13 protein-coding genes are annotated in these 13,180 nt (G+C 72.1%); 6 read left to right on the forward strand and 7 right to left on the reverse strand.

Features of this window, described 5'->3' with window-relative positions:
• Positions 1 to 24: 24 nt before the first annotated feature.
• The gene (locus tag ACTOQ3_RS19135) at positions 25 to 1,650 is read right to left on the reverse strand and encodes an LLM class flavin-dependent oxidoreductase (RefSeq protein ID WP_440084731.1); all 1,626 of its coding nucleotides are present in this window, start codon (positions 1,648 to 1,650) and stop codon (positions 25 to 27) included.
• 173 nt (positions 1,651 to 1,823) lie between these two features.
• Here ACTOQ3_RS19135 and ACTOQ3_RS19140 point away from each other — a divergent pair, with 173 nt between their 5' ends.
• On the forward strand, positions 1,824 to 2,369 hold the full coding sequence (locus tag ACTOQ3_RS19140; protein WP_440084732.1) for a MarR family winged helix-turn-helix transcriptional regulator: 546 nt from the start codon (positions 1,824 to 1,826) through the stop codon (positions 2,367 to 2,369).
• A 165-nt stretch (positions 2,370 to 2,534) separates the two neighbouring features.
• Here the strand turns inward: ACTOQ3_RS19140 and ACTOQ3_RS19145 are convergent, their stop codons facing one another.
• Positions 2,535 to 3,113, reverse strand: coding sequence for a TetR/AcrR family transcriptional regulator (locus ACTOQ3_RS19145; RefSeq protein WP_440084733.1), 579 nt, complete (start codon positions 3,111 to 3,113; stop codon positions 2,535 to 2,537).
• An 88-nt stretch (positions 3,114 to 3,201) separates the two neighbouring features.
• Here ACTOQ3_RS19145 and ACTOQ3_RS19150 point away from each other — a divergent pair, with 88 nt between their 5' ends.
• The 3 genes from ACTOQ3_RS19150 to ACTOQ3_RS19160 all read left to right on the forward strand — a co-directional run bounded on the left by ACTOQ3_RS19150 (position 3,202) and on the right by ACTOQ3_RS19160 (position 5,699).
• On the forward strand, positions 3,202 to 3,918 hold the full coding sequence (locus tag ACTOQ3_RS19150) for an SDR family oxidoreductase (RefSeq protein ID WP_440084734.1): 717 nt from the start codon (positions 3,202 to 3,204) through the stop codon (positions 3,916 to 3,918).
• 72 nt (positions 3,919 to 3,990) lie between these two features.
• Entirely contained in the window at positions 3,991 to 4,878 is an 888-nt protein-coding gene (locus ACTOQ3_RS19155; protein WP_440084735.1) for an LLM class flavin-dependent oxidoreductase, read from the forward strand.
• A gap of 101 nt (positions 4,879 to 4,979) precedes the next feature.
• Positions 4,980 to 5,699 (forward strand): spermidine synthase, encoded by a 720-nt coding sequence (locus ACTOQ3_RS19160; protein WP_440084736.1) that lies wholly within the window; start codon positions 4,980 to 4,982, stop codon positions 5,697 to 5,699.
• A gap of 120 nt (positions 5,700 to 5,819) precedes the next feature.
• Here ACTOQ3_RS19160 and ACTOQ3_RS19165 read toward each other — a convergent pair whose 3' ends face one another.
• The gene (locus ACTOQ3_RS19165) at positions 5,820 to 6,239 is read right to left on the reverse strand and encodes a PPOX class F420-dependent oxidoreductase (protein WP_440084737.1); all 420 of its coding nucleotides are present in this window, start codon (positions 6,237 to 6,239) and stop codon (positions 5,820 to 5,822) included.
• 202 nt (positions 6,240 to 6,441) lie between these two features.
• Positions 6,442 to 7,668 (reverse strand): glycosyltransferase, encoded by a 1,227-nt coding sequence (locus tag ACTOQ3_RS19170; protein WP_440084738.1) that lies wholly within the window; start codon positions 7,666 to 7,668, stop codon positions 6,442 to 6,444.
• Positions 7,669 to 7,818: 150 nt separating this feature from the next.
• On the opposite strand from ACTOQ3_RS19170, the gene ACTOQ3_RS19175 reads away from it, so the two are divergent.
• Positions 7,819 to 8,415 carry a TetR/AcrR family transcriptional regulator gene (locus ACTOQ3_RS19175; protein ID WP_440084739.1) on the forward strand — a complete coding sequence of 199 codons (597 nt, stop codon included), beginning with the start codon at positions 7,819 to 7,821 and terminating at the stop codon, positions 8,413 to 8,415.
• A gap of 355 nt (positions 8,416 to 8,770) precedes the next feature.
• Here the strand turns inward: ACTOQ3_RS19175 and ACTOQ3_RS19180 are convergent, their stop codons facing one another.
• Both ACTOQ3_RS19180 and ACTOQ3_RS19185 read right to left on the reverse strand, forming a co-directional pair.
• Positions 8,771 to 9,127: a putative quinol monooxygenase gene (locus ACTOQ3_RS19180; RefSeq protein ID WP_440084740.1), complete on the reverse strand. Its 357-nt coding sequence runs from the start codon at positions 9,125 to 9,127 to the stop codon at positions 8,771 to 8,773.
• A 128-nt stretch (positions 9,128 to 9,255) separates the two neighbouring features.
• Entirely contained in the window at positions 9,256 to 10,146 is an 891-nt protein-coding gene (locus ACTOQ3_RS19185) for a pirin family protein (protein WP_440084741.1), read from the reverse strand.
• 87 nt (positions 10,147 to 10,233) lie between these two features.
• Here ACTOQ3_RS19185 and ACTOQ3_RS19190 point away from each other — a divergent pair, with 87 nt between their 5' ends.
• Positions 10,234 to 10,578, forward strand: coding sequence for a winged helix-turn-helix transcriptional regulator (locus tag ACTOQ3_RS19190; RefSeq protein WP_440084742.1), 345 nt, complete (start codon positions 10,234 to 10,236; stop codon positions 10,576 to 10,578).
• A 160-nt stretch (positions 10,579 to 10,738) separates the two neighbouring features.
• On the opposite strand, the gene cutA is transcribed toward ACTOQ3_RS19190, so the two are convergent.
• Positions 10,739 to 13,129 (reverse strand): aerobic carbon-monoxide dehydrogenase large subunit, encoded by a 2,391-nt coding sequence (gene cutA / locus ACTOQ3_RS19195; protein WP_440084743.1) that lies wholly within the window; start codon positions 13,127 to 13,129, stop codon positions 10,739 to 10,741.
• Between the last annotated feature and the right edge of the window lie 51 nt (positions 13,130 to 13,180).

Consider the following 13,180-nt stretch of genomic DNA (forward strand, 5'->3'; position numbering starts at 1 on the left):
GGACACCTCTCGGTACCGGCCGCCTCAGTGCGCGCCGAGCCGGGCGATCGGCTCGACGAGCTCCCTCTCCTCGTAGGACAGGTGCGACAGAAGCGCGTCGGTCAGCAGGTCCAGGGCGGCCCACAGGGCCTTGTGACCGTCGGGTTCCGAGACGAAGGCGACCAGCGCCCGGTCGACGCCTTCGAGCACCTCGTGGATGGCGTGGTGCTCCTGCTCCAGACGGTCGACGACGGGCGCCAGCCTGGGGTCCGCCCGGCGCAGATGGGGAAAGAGACTCTGGTCCTCGATGGTGTGGTGGGTCGTGACGATCCGGCAGTAGGACTCGCAGTACACCCCGGCCGTCCAGTTGTTCTGGCGCATCGTCATCGTGTTGATGTGCGAGCGCGCGACGCCGGGATCCATCGCCCCGGCGGTGACCTCCTCGACGAGCCGCCGGACCTCGGCGAGCTCCTGGCGGAGCTGGTCGTGGACGTCGACGAGATGGCGTCCGGCCGCCTGCTCCCTGGCGGTGTAGGTGCGGGCCGGGTCGGGGGCCGGGCCGGTGGGACGGGTGGACTCGTCCCAGACCCGGACGTCGGTGAGCCGGGTGCCGTCGTCCGGGGTCGGCATGAACCCCAGTGCGGGGGCCCCGCCTCCGGTGCGGGCGGGCACGACGGTGGCCGGTGAGGTGGCGGGCGCGGTGGCCGGTGACGCGCTCCGGTCACCGGCCCGCGTGCCCGTCCCGGCCGGCCGGGACCGGTCCTCGGCGGCCGGCGCGCTCGAGGCGGCGCGCTCGGCGGCCACGAGCTCGCGCACGCCGGGGACGACCTCGGCGGCGAAGCGCCGGATGTCGTCGGGGTCGTCACTCGCGAGGATGTAGGCGCTCATCCCCTGCTCCAGGGTGAGCTCGGCGAGCTGCTCGACCCAGACGCTCGCCGGCCCCTGGAGGAAGGCCCGGCCGGAACCGGTGAAGGTGCCGGCGATGTTGTACAGGCGCCGTACGTCGGCCGGTGAGCGCCCCGCGCCGAGAGCGGCCTCGTCGATGATCGCGTTCATGGCCGGGAGGGCGTCCAGGGCGGCGTAGGCGTGGGTGGGCAGCCAGCCGTCCGCGAGCCTGCCGGTCATGTCGAGCATGCGCTTCTTGTAGGCCCCCAGCCAGATGCCGACCTCGTGGGCGGGCGCCGGACCGGGATGCGCCCCCCAGACGCGGTGGTGGTGGCCGTCCACCCGTACGGCTTCGCCCCCTTCCGCCCATATGGCTCGGATGACCTGGATGCCCTCCTCCAGCGCGTCGACCCCCTGGGCGGCGGTCAGCCGGGGGCCGCCGACGGCGGCGATGCCGTCCCGGAAGCCGCCCGCTCCGAGCCCGAGCTCGACGCGGCCTCCGCTGAGGATGTCCAGGGTCGCGACGCTGCGGGCGAGCACCGCGGGCGGGCGCAGGGGCAGGTTCGCCACGTTCGGCGACACCCGCACCGTCGAGGTGCTCGCCGCGATGACCGACAACAGCGTCCACGTGTCCAGGAACCGCGCCTGGTACGGATGATCCTGCACGGTCACCAGGTCCAGACCGGCCTGGTCGGTGAGCCGGGCGAGCGCGACGACTCTCTCGGCCTGGTCGGCCATCGGGGTCAGGAAGGTCCCGAACAGCAGCTCGTGCCCGTAGTCGGCCATGTCTCTCCTCGGTGCGTCATCTCGGCTGCGCGGCACGCGTCTCCCGGATGCCCGGGTTCCCGGACGCGTGGACGCGTGGCGCCGCGATGGTGCGGCACGACAGATCGTATGCAAAGCAGATGAATTGTCAAACAGAAGGTCTTGACGACCGTCGATCCTGGTAATCTCGTGACATGCCCGCAACCCCACGTTCCGGCGCCGAGACCCCGGACGCCCTGGACACCGATCTGGGCTGGACACTCGGGGTGGTCTTCCGCTCCTACGTCAGGACCGCGAACGCGCTGGTCAGCCATCTCCCCGGTGGCCCGCGCGGCTACCAGGTCCTCGTCGCCGCGGTCCAGGGGCTGCCCGGCGGCCAGGGCGCGCTGGCACAGCGCCTCGGCGTCGACAAGACGGTGATGACCTACCTGCTCGACGACCTGGAGAAGGCCGGCCTGGTCGAGCGCCGCCCCGACCCCGCCGACCGGCGCAACAAGCGCGTCGTCGCCACCGAGCGGGGCAGGGCGACCTGGACCGACACGCAGTCCCGGCTGGAACACGCCGAGGAGCACGTGCTGGCACCGCTGGACCCGGCCGACCGCTCGGTGTTCCGGGAGCTGCTGCGGAAGCTGGCCGTCCAGGCCAACAGCGTGGACCCGGTGCACAGCGCCTGCCGGCTCGTCGAGGAGCTGGACCCCGACGGCGCTCCTCCCAAACCGCGGCGCTCCGCCCGCGGCTGAACGCCGGCCGCCGCGGACACCCTCCCACCTGACGACCGCCCAGGCCTCCGGCCCGGAGCGGTCCGGAAGACCCGGGAAAGCCCGGAAGTCCCGGGAGGCCCAGGGGATTCGAGAGACCGACGGCCGCCCCCGCTCCCCACGACCGGCTCCCGGCCCGGAACGGGCCTAACCGGCGCGCAGCCCGCCGGCGTCCAGCAGCACCGACGCGGTGGTGACGGCCAGCCCCCCGACCCCGCTCCCCCGAACCACCGCGCGGGCGGCCAGCCCGTCGAACACGATCGTCAGCTGGTTCGCCAGCGTCTCCGGATCGTCCGCGCCGCCGAGCGCGGCCTGCCGCGCGAAGAAGTCGGTCAGCTCCTGCTTGCGCGCACGGGCCACCAGGGCCGCCGGGTGGGCCGGGTCCTTGAGCTCGGTGGCGGTGCCGACGAACGGGCACCCGCGGAAGGCCGGATCTCCGGCCAGCGCCTCCAGCCGTTCGAAGACGTGCACGATCCGCTCGCGCGGGGTCAGCCCGGCCGCCTCATCCGGGAAGTAGTCCGCGAGGACGTCCGCCCCGAGCAGCGCCAGGCTCTCCGCGACCAGCTCGTCCTTGGTCTCGAAGAGCTGGTACATCGACCGCTTCGAGACCCCGGCCGCCCGGCAGAGCCGCTCGACACCGGTCGCGGTGATGCCCTCGCGGTAGAAGAGGTCCGCCGCGGCGCGCAGCAGCCGCTCGCGGGGGGTGGCCTTCAGGATCGTGCTCACCCCTGAAGGGTACCTCCCGATTTGGCGTTGGAAACCGATCGGTTTACCATGGCGGAAACCGATCGGTTTCCACCTTCTGGAGGCTCACATGAAGATCCAAGACGCCGTCGTGCTCGTCACCGGCGGCAACCGCGGAATCGGCAGGGCCCTGGTCGAGGAGGCTCTGGCGCGGGGCGCGCGCAAGGTGTACGCCGCCGCCCGGGACCCGAAGACCGTCTCCACCCCGAACGCCGTGCCCCTGAAGCTGGACGTCACCGACCCCGAGGCGGTCGCCGCGGCCGCCGAGCAGGCCTCCGACGTGACCGTCCTGATCAACAACGCCGGCGTGGACCTCGCCATCGACGACATCCTGACCCACGACCTCGACGACGTCCGCCGCGAGTTCGAGGTGAACTTCTTCGGCCCGCTGCGGCTCATGCGCGCCTTCGCCCCGGTCATCGCCGGCAACGGCGGCGGCCACATCCAGAACGTCAACTCGGCCCTGGGCCTCCTCGTGGCGCCCGGTTTCGGGTCGTACACCGCGTACGCGTCGACCAAGGCCGCGCTCCTGATGGCGACCAACGGCCTGCGCGACACGCTCCCCGCGCGGGGCGTGGAGCTGTCCAGCCTTCACATGGGCTTCACCGACACCGACATCCTGCGGGACCCGACCGTGCAGAAGACCCCGGCCCCCGAGATCGCGCGGAAGGCGCTCGACGGCATCGAGGCCGGAGCGGCGGAGATCCTCGCGGACCCGATCAGCGTGCAGGTCAAGGCGGCGGCCGCCCTGGACCCCGCCCAGGTCTTCCCCCGGGCCGCCGCCTGAGGCGCTCCCCTCACGCCCGGCCACCCGCCGCGGATTGACCTCAAGGGGACTTGAGGTTGAAGGATGGCCTCCATGGACATCGGAGTGATCCTGCCTTCCGTCGCCGTGCAGCGGGAGCAGCGGCTCGACCTGGGCACCGCCGCGCGGCACGCGGAGGAGGCGGGGCTGGACGGCGTCTGGCACGGCGACCACCTGGCCACCGGGGCGGCCTCGCTGGACTGCGCCGTGGCACTGGCCGTCGCGGCGGGGGCGACGACGCGGATCCGGATCGGGGCGAGCGTGTTCGTCCCGGCGATCCGTCCCCTCGCCTGGTCGGCCAAGCAGATCGCGAGCCTGCAGCACGTCTCGGGCGGGCGGCTGGTGCTGGGCGTCGGGTCCGGCGGCGGAGCCGGGCAGTGGGCGGCGGCCGGGGTGCCGTACGGCGAGCGCGGCAGGCGGACCGACACCGCGCTGGACCTGCTCCCGCGCCTGCTGGCCGGCGAGACCGTCACATTGGCGGACGAGCCGGCGAAGGTGCGGCTCGAACCGGCCGTGACGCCCCCGCCGATCTGGGTCGGCAACGCGTCGGCGGTGGCCGTGCGGCGGGCGGCCCGCCACGGGGACGGCTGGTTCCCCTCGATGGTCCCCCCGGCCGCGGTGGCCTCGGGAAGGGCCGTGCTGGCCGAACTCGCCGCCGCCCACGGACGCCCGGAGCCGGTCGTCGCCATCGGCGCCACCGGCGTCCTCGGCTCGGCACCCGGCCTGCCCACCCGCGCCTCCATCGCCTCGGGCATCACCGGGTACGGCATCCCGCTGGAGGAGGCGACGAGACTCCCCGTCACCGGGAAACCCGCACGGGCGGCCGAGCAGCTGGCCGCCTACCGTGAGGCAGGGGCGCGTCACGTGGTCCTGGGATTCGCCGGAGGCGACTGGCGCGAGCAGTGCGACCTGCTCGCCGAGGTCCGCGCCCTCCTGCCCTGACCACCGAAACGCCTCCGCCAGGATAGATTCAGGCCCGGTACCACCGGGGCCGACCCGGGCATCGGCCCGGCCGCCTCCTTCGCCATGGACGGACGGCTGCGATGAGCGCGCGTTTCGAGGAGATCGACTGGCGTCCGACGCCGATCGGCGCCATCAGCCTGCGGCGCCGGCGCGAACCCTCGCTCGGCATCGACGTCTACGAGATCAAACTCGACGACGACTTCCTCATGTCGAGCCTGTTCACGGTGGCCGAGATCGAGCTGGCCCGGCTCGGGCTGGCGGCGCTGCCGGGCTCGGACCTCGACGTCGCCGTGGGCGGGCTCGGGCTCGGATACACCGCCCAGGCCGTGCTCGAGGACTCCCGCGTGCGCTCGCTCGTCGTGATCGACGCGCTCGGCGAGGTGATCGAGTGGCACGAGCGGGAGCTGCTGCCGGTCGGCGCCCGGCTGATGTCGGACCCCCGCTGCCGCCTGGTCCACGGTGACTTCTTCGCGATGGTCGCCGCCGGTCCGGGCCTCGACCCCGAGACCCCGGACCGGCGCTTCCACGCCGTCCTGGTGGACATCGACCACACGCCGCGCCACGTGCTGCACCCGAGCCACGCCGCCCTCTACACCCCCGAGGGCCTGCGCCGGCTCGCCGAACGCCTCCATCCGGGCGGTGTCTTCGCCCTGTGGTCGGACGACCCGCCGGACCCGGACTTCGCCGCCGTGCTCGCGGAGGTCTTCGCGACCTCGCGGGCGCACGTCGTCACCTTCCCCAACCCGCTGCGGGGCGGCGAGTCGGCCAACACCGTCTACGTCGCGACGAACGTCACCTGACGCCCCGGCGCCGCCCGCCTCCTCGGCATCCGGCCGCGTTCGGTCCGGGGACGGCCCGTCAGGCCGGGCGAGATCCGGTCTCGACCGGCGGGCCGCCCGGCACCCGGACGGGAGTGAACGTCAGCCGGGCTGGTCGCTGTCCTTGTGCGCGCCCCAGCCGTGCCAGGAATCGACCTCGATCCAGGCGCTGACTCGGCTGCGGTTCCGGTCCGGATACTCCTTCCCCAGATACTGGCGGGCCAGCCGGTCGATGTCGGTCAGATCTCCGTCGTCGCGCATCTCGGCGATGTGCCCGACGACGCTGACGTGGGTGTACCAGTCCTTCTCGTCGAGCACGGTGAGGGAGACCCGGGGATCCTCGCGCAGGTGCTCCAGCCGCTTGCGGCCCCCGTCCATGTTGACCAGGATCCGGCCGTCGTCCCAGAGATACCAGGTGGCCGTGGACACGGGCTGGCCGTCGGGCCGGAGCGTGGTGATGACGGCGTGATTCGGTTTCCTCAGCATGGCGACTGCTTCCTCGGGAAGCGGCGGCTTCGACATGATCACTCCTCTTCGCCCCGGCGTCCCCTGCGGTGAGGGCGGCGCGTACGGTTCACGAGATACACATCCACGGTGTCACATCCCGGATGGTGACGATCCGGCGACCCTCCGTAAACGGCCGCTCGCCGGCCTCCGAGGGACCCGCCGCGGCTCACGAGCCTCGCCGCCCGGTGCCGCCGCACGTCGCCGGCGCCCCACCGGATCAGCCGCCGATCCTGCCCACCGCCTCGACGACGGCTCCGGCACCGTCCTCGGCCTCGATCCGCCCGGCGAGAATCCCGGCCCTGTCGCGATAGGACCGCTCCGACACGGCGGCGTCGAGGGCGGCCGCGAGTCGCCCGGCCGACAGGCGTTCGAGAGGGATCGCGGCCGGTCCCACGCCGAGTGCCGCGAGACGCGAGGCCCACAGCCGCTGGTCGGCCATCGCCGGCACCCCGACGGCGGGCACTCCGGCGCGCAGCCCGGCCGCCGTGGTCCCGCAGCCGGCGTGGTGTGCCAGCGCGGCCATCCGAGGGAACAGCCAGGAATGCGGCACGTCTCCGACATGGAACACGTCGTCACCGCCGAGGCCCGGGTCAGCCGTGCCGGTCTGCAGCACCCCGCGCAGCCCGGCCCGCCGCAACGCGGTCACGGCCACCTCGTCCGCCCGCGCGAGGGGGCCGGAACCCATGCTGCCGAACCCGATGAAGACCGGCGGCGGCCCCGCGTCCAGGAAATCGACCAGCTTCGCGGGCGGTCGCCAGCCCGGTGGATCCTCGGGCCACCAGTATCCGGTCACCTCGAGCCCCTCCCTCCAGTCGGCCGGGCGCGGCAGCACGCTCGGGCTGAAGCCGTGGAAGACCGGCCAGCGGGTGGATTCGCGACGACGGTACGTCGCGGTGGCGGTGGCACCGGGAAGCCCCAGGCGGGCACGCAGTCTTCTGGCGCCCAGATAAACCGGCGAGGGCGTGGTGAACGCCAGCCGGGCCGCCGTGCGATTGCCCCATCGGCCCAGCGAACGGGTGAACGCGCCCAGGACCGGGGAGAAGTCACCGGTCGGATCGACCGGCTGGAGATACGCCCCCATGCTCGGAACCCCCATGGCCTCGGCCACGTGGATTCCGGCCGAAGCCGGCACGTTGAGGAGCAGCACGTCGGCACCGCGTTCGGCCGCGGCCACGATCCCGTCGCCCGTCTGGCGCTCGTACTCGGCGAACATCCCGACCTTGGCGGTCATGGACGTCCGCCCATGCCCCTTGCCCGCGGGAAGGAGGGGGAGCGGGTCGCCGGGGATCGGCCGGAACTCCAGTCCACACGCCCTCACCATCTCGGCGTGGGGCTCATGGGCCGCGATCGCCACCTCGTGCCCGGCGGCACGGAGCCGGCAGCCCAGCCCGGTGTAAGGGGCGACGTCGCCTCGGGTGCCGATCCCGATGATCAGCACTCGCATGCGGGCGGGCCTTCCGTGCCCGACGGGGCGCCGACACTGCGTGCGGTAAAGACGGGCATGGGCACGGCCTCCTCGGACGGCACAATACAATGCACTCGCATTGTAAAAAGAAGAGATGCCGCATTCAATACGACCGCATGGGAAAAACGGATGCCGAAGAAGGTGGATCACGAGGTGCGGCGGCGCCACATCGCCGAGGCCCTCCACCGGGTCATCGACAGGGACGGGCTGGACGCCGTCAGCCTGCGGGAGGTGGCGGCGGAGGCGGGCGTGTCCATGGGGATGGTCCAGCACTACTTCGCGACCAAGGACGAGATGCTGATGGTCGCGCTCGAGCACCTGAACGCGCGCATCGGCCTGCGGATCGCCGCCGCCCGGGATCGGGGCTCACCGCGAGAACTCGTACGCGCCGCAATCCTGGAGTTGCTGCCGCTGGACGACGAGCGCCGCACCGAGGCCCGCATCGCACTGGCCTACCTGGCCCGGTCGGTCGTGGCCGTCGACCTCGCGGACCTCCTGCGGGCCGCCCTGCCCCACGTCATCGGGTTCTACGCCCAGCAGATCAGGATCGCCCAGGGCGACGGTCAGGTCCCGGCGACCCTCGACCCCGAGCGTGAGGCGACGATCCTGTTCGCCCTCGTCCAGGGCCTCGTCAACCCGGCGCTGATCGGCCACCACACCCCGGAGGCCGTCGTGGCGACGGTGGACTATCACCTGGACAGGCTGTTCCCCCGCAGCGACCCGTAGCGCGTACCGGTCGGAGACTCCGAGCGAGCCGATCTCGGAGGCCCGGCCTCCACCGCCACCCCCGCGGCGAGGCCGGCCGCGCCCGGCGCCCCAGATCCCGGCCACCGATCCGACACGGAGTACCACTACGTCCACCTGTCGCAGGACAACACCATCTACCCGCACAACGGCATCTTCGTGGTGAACGACGCCGACCGGCTGCGCATCAACGACCAGTGGACCGGCACGGTCGGCGCTCCCCCTGCGGTGACCGGGGGCTGACCGGTCTTCCCGCATCGCGCTCCCGTGTCGGAACCCTCGCGAGGGGAACGGTCTGCGCCGTCCGGCCTCGCCGTACCGGGCCTGCCATCGCGTGTCAGGCGTCCAGGGGCCGGAGCCACTTCGCCTCGAGTCGCCCTTCCAGGAGCCTGCCCGCCTGGCCGAAGTACTCCTGCACGAACGGCTGCCGCATGTGCCGCACCATGTCCGCACCGCTCGAGAAACGCTCGTAGATCGCGTAAACGCCGGGTTCCTCGTCACTGGTGTGGACCACGTACTGCTCGCAGCCCTGTTCCGCGCGTATCAGCGGAACGACCGACTTGATCAGCTCTTCGAACTCCTTGTCCTTACCGGGCTTCGCGCGGCCCACCGCGTGAACGGCGACCGGGCCGGTCGAGGCGAGCACCTCGGCCGGCACCAGTCCCTCGGGAACGGCACCGTCGGTGTTGCTCATGGGATGGATCCCTTCACAGCATTGGTCCCTCACCCGTACGGGGGTGAGGCGATGAGGATGTTCCAAGCCGCCGCGCGAACACGAAGAGGCGTTGCCACGCGTGTTCGACAAGCGGCGACCCCGGCCGACTACGCACCGGCGGGCAGGCGTGTGTGCCGGGGGATCTTGCCGAACTTGCCGGAGTGGAAGTCGCGGTAGGCCTGTTCGATCTCGGCGCGAGTGTTCATCACGAAGGGGCCGCTGGCGTACACGGACTCACCGATGGGCCGCCCGGCGAACAGCATCACCTTGGTCTGTTCGTCACCGTCGCCGGTGGCCAGGGTCAGCGTGGTCGCGTCGCCCTGCCGGGACACCGGATCGGACCAGGCGACCTGCCCGGCGTGCACGGTCCGGCCGGCGATCGTCAGCCGGCCCGAGAGCACGTACGCGAACGCGCGCTGGTCCCCGTCGAGCAGCTGCCGGTACTCGGTCCTCGGGTCGAGCGTGATCACCATGCCCAGGATCGGCCAGTGATTGAGCGCCGGCCCGCGTGCCGGCCCGGTCTCCCCCGAGATCAGCTGGACCAGCACACCGTCCTCGGTGTGCACGGCGTGCATGCCGGCCCGCAGGTCCTGGTAGCGGGTGGGTACCATCTTCTGATGCGCCGGCAGGTTGACCCATATCTGGATGATGTGGGCCCGCTCGGAGCGGGCGGCGACCTCACGGTGGATGATGCCCCGCCCCGCGGTCATCCACTGCACGTCCCCCGCCCCGAGCACACCGGCGTTGCCCATGCTGTCGCCGTGCTCCAGGGCCCCGTCCAGGATCAGGGTCACGGTCTCCAGCCCGCGGTGCGGGTGCCAGTCGAACCCCGGTTGGTTGACCAGTTCCTCCCCCATCACCAGGAATGGATCGGTCCAGGCGCTGTTGCCCGGTGCGATGATCATCGCGCTGTGATCGGACATCGCGGTCGCACCGATGTCCACCTTGTCGAGAACCCGGTTCACCTTCCGGCTCGCCGGCACGGTTCGCGTGGTCATGACGCCCCTCCCTTTCGTCGGTCGTCAAAAGCATCCATCCGCCGGCCCGGGTTGGCAAAGGACACCAAAGTTACTTACATTTGGAAAGTGACTACGCCGCCCAGCGCTCCGATCGACGAGGAGCACTGCCACCGCATCCTGCGCGCGATCGACATCATCGGGACCCGCTGGACCGGGCCGATCCTGCTCGCCGCGGTCCGCGGCGCCCGCCGGTTCAAGGAGTACCGCGCCCTGGTGCCGGGCATCTCGGATCCGCAGCTCACGCTGCGGCTCAAGCAACTCCAGGCCCGCGGGCTCATCGAACGCACGGTGATCCCCAGCATGCCGGTCCAGATCACCTACGCCCTCACGCCCGACGCCGAAGAGCTGATCTCCGCCCTTCAGCCGTTGTCGCGCTGGAGTGAGCAACATCTCCCGGCCGGCGACGTATGACCCGGAGCGGCTCCCCGCCGGTCCGGTTCGGCACCGTCCGGGACCACGACCGCCCGGCCGGATGATCCCGCGGAGTTCGGGAAGATTCCCTCATCCCCCTGGGAACGGGTCCTGCCCGGCCGAGAAGGCCTGGCCCCGCAGACCCTGAAAACGCCAGGGGTCAGCCCGCGGCGGCGCGACGCAGGTCGAACAGGTCCGACGGGGAGATCGGCATCCTGTCGATCCTGATCCCCTCCGCGTCCTCGATCGCCGAGGCGATCACCGCCGAGACCGGGATGACCCCCGCCTCGCCCGCGCCCTTGATGCCGAGCGGGTTGAGCGGGGACGGCGTCTCCAGGTGGGCGGTCTCGATGAAGGGCACCTCGGTGGCGTACGGCATCAGGAAGTCCATGAACGAGGCGTTCAGCAACTGGCCGTGGCCGTCGTAGACCATCTTCTCGTACAGGGCCCCGCCGACGCCCTGGGCGACCCCGCCGTGGATCTGGCCCTCGACGATCATCGGGTTGATCAGCCTGCCGCAGTCGTGGACGACGGCGTAGCGCAGGATGCGGATCTCGGCGGTGAGCGGGTCGGTCTCGACGATCGCCGCGTGCATGCCGGAGGCGAAGGTCGAGCGGATCGGCGAGTAGTAGTCGCGGCCCTCCAGCCCGGGCTCCTCCCCCTCCGCCACCGGCGGCCGGTCGTAGGCCGCGGCGCCCGCGAACTGGGTGGCCCTCGCCGCCTCCTCGTCGAAGGCGTAGCGCAGCGGGTTGGACAGCACCGCCACGGTCGCCAGCGGGATCGAGGCGCCGGGGGTGCCCGCCACCCGCACCTCCCCGTCGACGATCTCCAGGTCGCGCGGGTCGGCCTCCAGCGCGTCGGCGGCGATCCGCAGCGCCTTCTCCCTCACCTTCCTGCAGGCGAGCGCGATCGCGTTGCCGCTCATCACCGCGGCGCGCGAGGCGAACGTGCCGACCGCGTAGCCGAACCTGCGGGTGTCGCCGGTGACGACCGAGACCCGCTCCATCGGCACGCCCAGCTCGGACGCGGCGATCTGGGCGAACACCGTCTCGTGGCCCTGGCCTTGGGAGGTGAGGCCGGTGGAGACGTGCACCCGGCCGTCGGAGGTGATCTGGACGTGCCCGCCCTCGTACGGGCCGACGCCGGTGCCCTCGACGTAGCAGCCGACGCCGATCCCGATCGTGCGGCCCTCCTCGGCGGCGCGGGCCTTGCGCGCCGGGAAGTCGTCCCAGCCGATCAGCTCCTTGAGCATCCGCAGCGACTCGGGGTAGTCGCCGCTGTCGTAGATCAGCGGGCGGCCGTCCTGGAAGATCAGGCCCTGGTCGTAGGGGAACTCGTCGGGCTGGATGAAGTTGGCCGCGCGCACCGCCGTGCGGTCGGCCCCGAGATGCTCGGCGATGTGGTCCATGGTCCGCTCCATGCAGAAGACCCCCTGGGGGCGGCCCGCCCCGCGATACGGGGTGACCTGCACGGTGTTGGTGTAGATCGAGGAGAACTCGACCCGGTAGGCGCCGATCCGGTAGGGACCGAGCAGCTGGGTGGAGGTGATGATCGGCACGATGATCCCGTACGGCGTGTAGGCGCCGTGGTCGTGCAGGATCTCGACGTCCAGGCCGAGCACCCGGCCCTCGTCGTCGAAGCCGACCCGGACCGACTGCACCTGGGCCCGCTCGTGCGCGGAGGAGACGAAGTGCTCGCGCCGGTCCTCGGTCCACTTGACCTGGTGGCCGAGCGTGATCGCCGCCCACGGGACCAGGATCTCCTCCGGCCACGGGTGCACGATCTTCACACCGAAGCCGCCGCCCACGTCGGGGGCGATCACCTCGACCTTCGGCAGCGGCAGGCCGAGCTTGGCCGCGATGGCCATGCGGACGCTCGTGGAGGTCTGGGTGCTGGAGTGGACGCGCAGGGACCGGTCGTCGGCGTCCCAGCGGGCGTGCACGCCGCGTCCCTCCAGCGGCATGGACGCGCTGCGCTCGATGTCGAGCCGGAAGGACAAGGTGTGCGGCGCGGCGTCGATCGCCTCGCGCGCGCCGAGCCCGGCGGCCGAGGGCACCTCCTGGACCAGGTGCGCGCCGACGTTGCCCGGCACGCCCTCGTGGACGAGCTGGGCGGACTGCGCGGCCTCCTCCACGCCGACCACCGGCTTGAGGATCTCGTAGTCGACCCGGATGAGCGCGCAGGCGTCCTCGGCGAGGTAGCGGTCGCGGGCGACGACCATCACGACGGGCTCGCCGACGTGCCTGACGATCTCGCGGGCCAGCGGGTACGCGGTGCGGCCGTGGGTGAGCGCCGGGTGCGGGATGAGCAGCGGCAGCGGCTGGGCGAGCGCGCCGGGCAGGTCCTCCCAGGTGTAGATCGCCACCAGCCCGTCGACCTCGACGGCGGCCGAGACGTCGATGTCGCGGATCCTGGCGTGGGCGTGCGGGGACCGGACGAACGCCGCCTCCAGCGCCCCGGCTCCCAGGTCGTCGACGTAGCGGCCCTGCCCGGTCAGCAGCCGGGGGTCCTCGCGCCGGGTGACCGGTTCGCCGAACAGTTTCGTGGTCATGATGATCGCCTCACCTGCCGGCCCGCCGGGACGTGTCCCCCGCCTCGCCCG

This window comes from Streptosporangium sp. LJ11 (assembly GCF_051918945.1).
Taxonomy (GTDB): domain Bacteria; phylum Actinomycetota; class Actinomycetes; order Streptosporangiales; family Streptosporangiaceae; genus Streptosporangium.

What these genes read in the sequence shown, in the direction of transcription:
- ACTOQ3_RS19135 (WP_440084731.1), bottom strand. Translation starts at nt 1,650, where the DNA reads ATGGCCGACTACGGGCACGAGCTGCTGTTCGGGACCTTCCTGACCCCG.
- ACTOQ3_RS19140 (WP_440084732.1), top strand. Translation starts at nt 1,824, where the DNA reads ATGCCCGCAACCCCACGTTCCGGCGCCGAGACCCCGGACGCCCTGGAC.
- ACTOQ3_RS19150 (WP_440084734.1), top strand. Translation starts at nt 3,202, where the DNA reads ATGAAGATCCAAGACGCCGTCGTGCTCGTCACCGGCGGCAACCGCGGA.
- ACTOQ3_RS19155 (WP_440084735.1), top strand. Translation starts at nt 3,991, where the DNA reads ATGGACATCGGAGTGATCCTGCCTTCCGTCGCCGTGCAGCGGGAGCAG.
- ACTOQ3_RS19160 (WP_440084736.1), top strand. Translation starts at nt 4,980, where the DNA reads ATGAGCGCGCGTTTCGAGGAGATCGACTGGCGTCCGACGCCGATCGGC.
- ACTOQ3_RS19165 (WP_440084737.1), bottom strand. Translation starts at nt 6,239, where the DNA reads ATGTCGAAGCCGCCGCTTCCCGAGGAAGCAGTCGCCATGCTGAGGAAA.
- ACTOQ3_RS19170 (WP_440084738.1), bottom strand. Translation starts at nt 7,668, where the DNA reads ATGCGAGTGCTGATCATCGGGATCGGCACCCGAGGCGACGTCGCCCCT.
- ACTOQ3_RS19175 (WP_440084739.1), top strand. Translation starts at nt 7,819, where the DNA reads ATGCCGAAGAAGGTGGATCACGAGGTGCGGCGGCGCCACATCGCCGAG.
- ACTOQ3_RS19180 (WP_440084740.1), bottom strand. Translation starts at nt 9,127, where the DNA reads ATGAGCAACACCGACGGTGCCGTTCCCGAGGGACTGGTGCCGGCCGAG.
- ACTOQ3_RS19185 (WP_440084741.1), bottom strand. Translation starts at nt 10,146, where the DNA reads ATGACCACGCGAACCGTGCCGGCGAGCCGGAAGGTGAACCGGGTTCTC.
- cutA (WP_440084743.1), bottom strand. Translation starts at nt 13,129, where the DNA reads ATGACCACGAAACTGTTCGGCGAACCGGTCACCCGGCGCGAGGACCCC.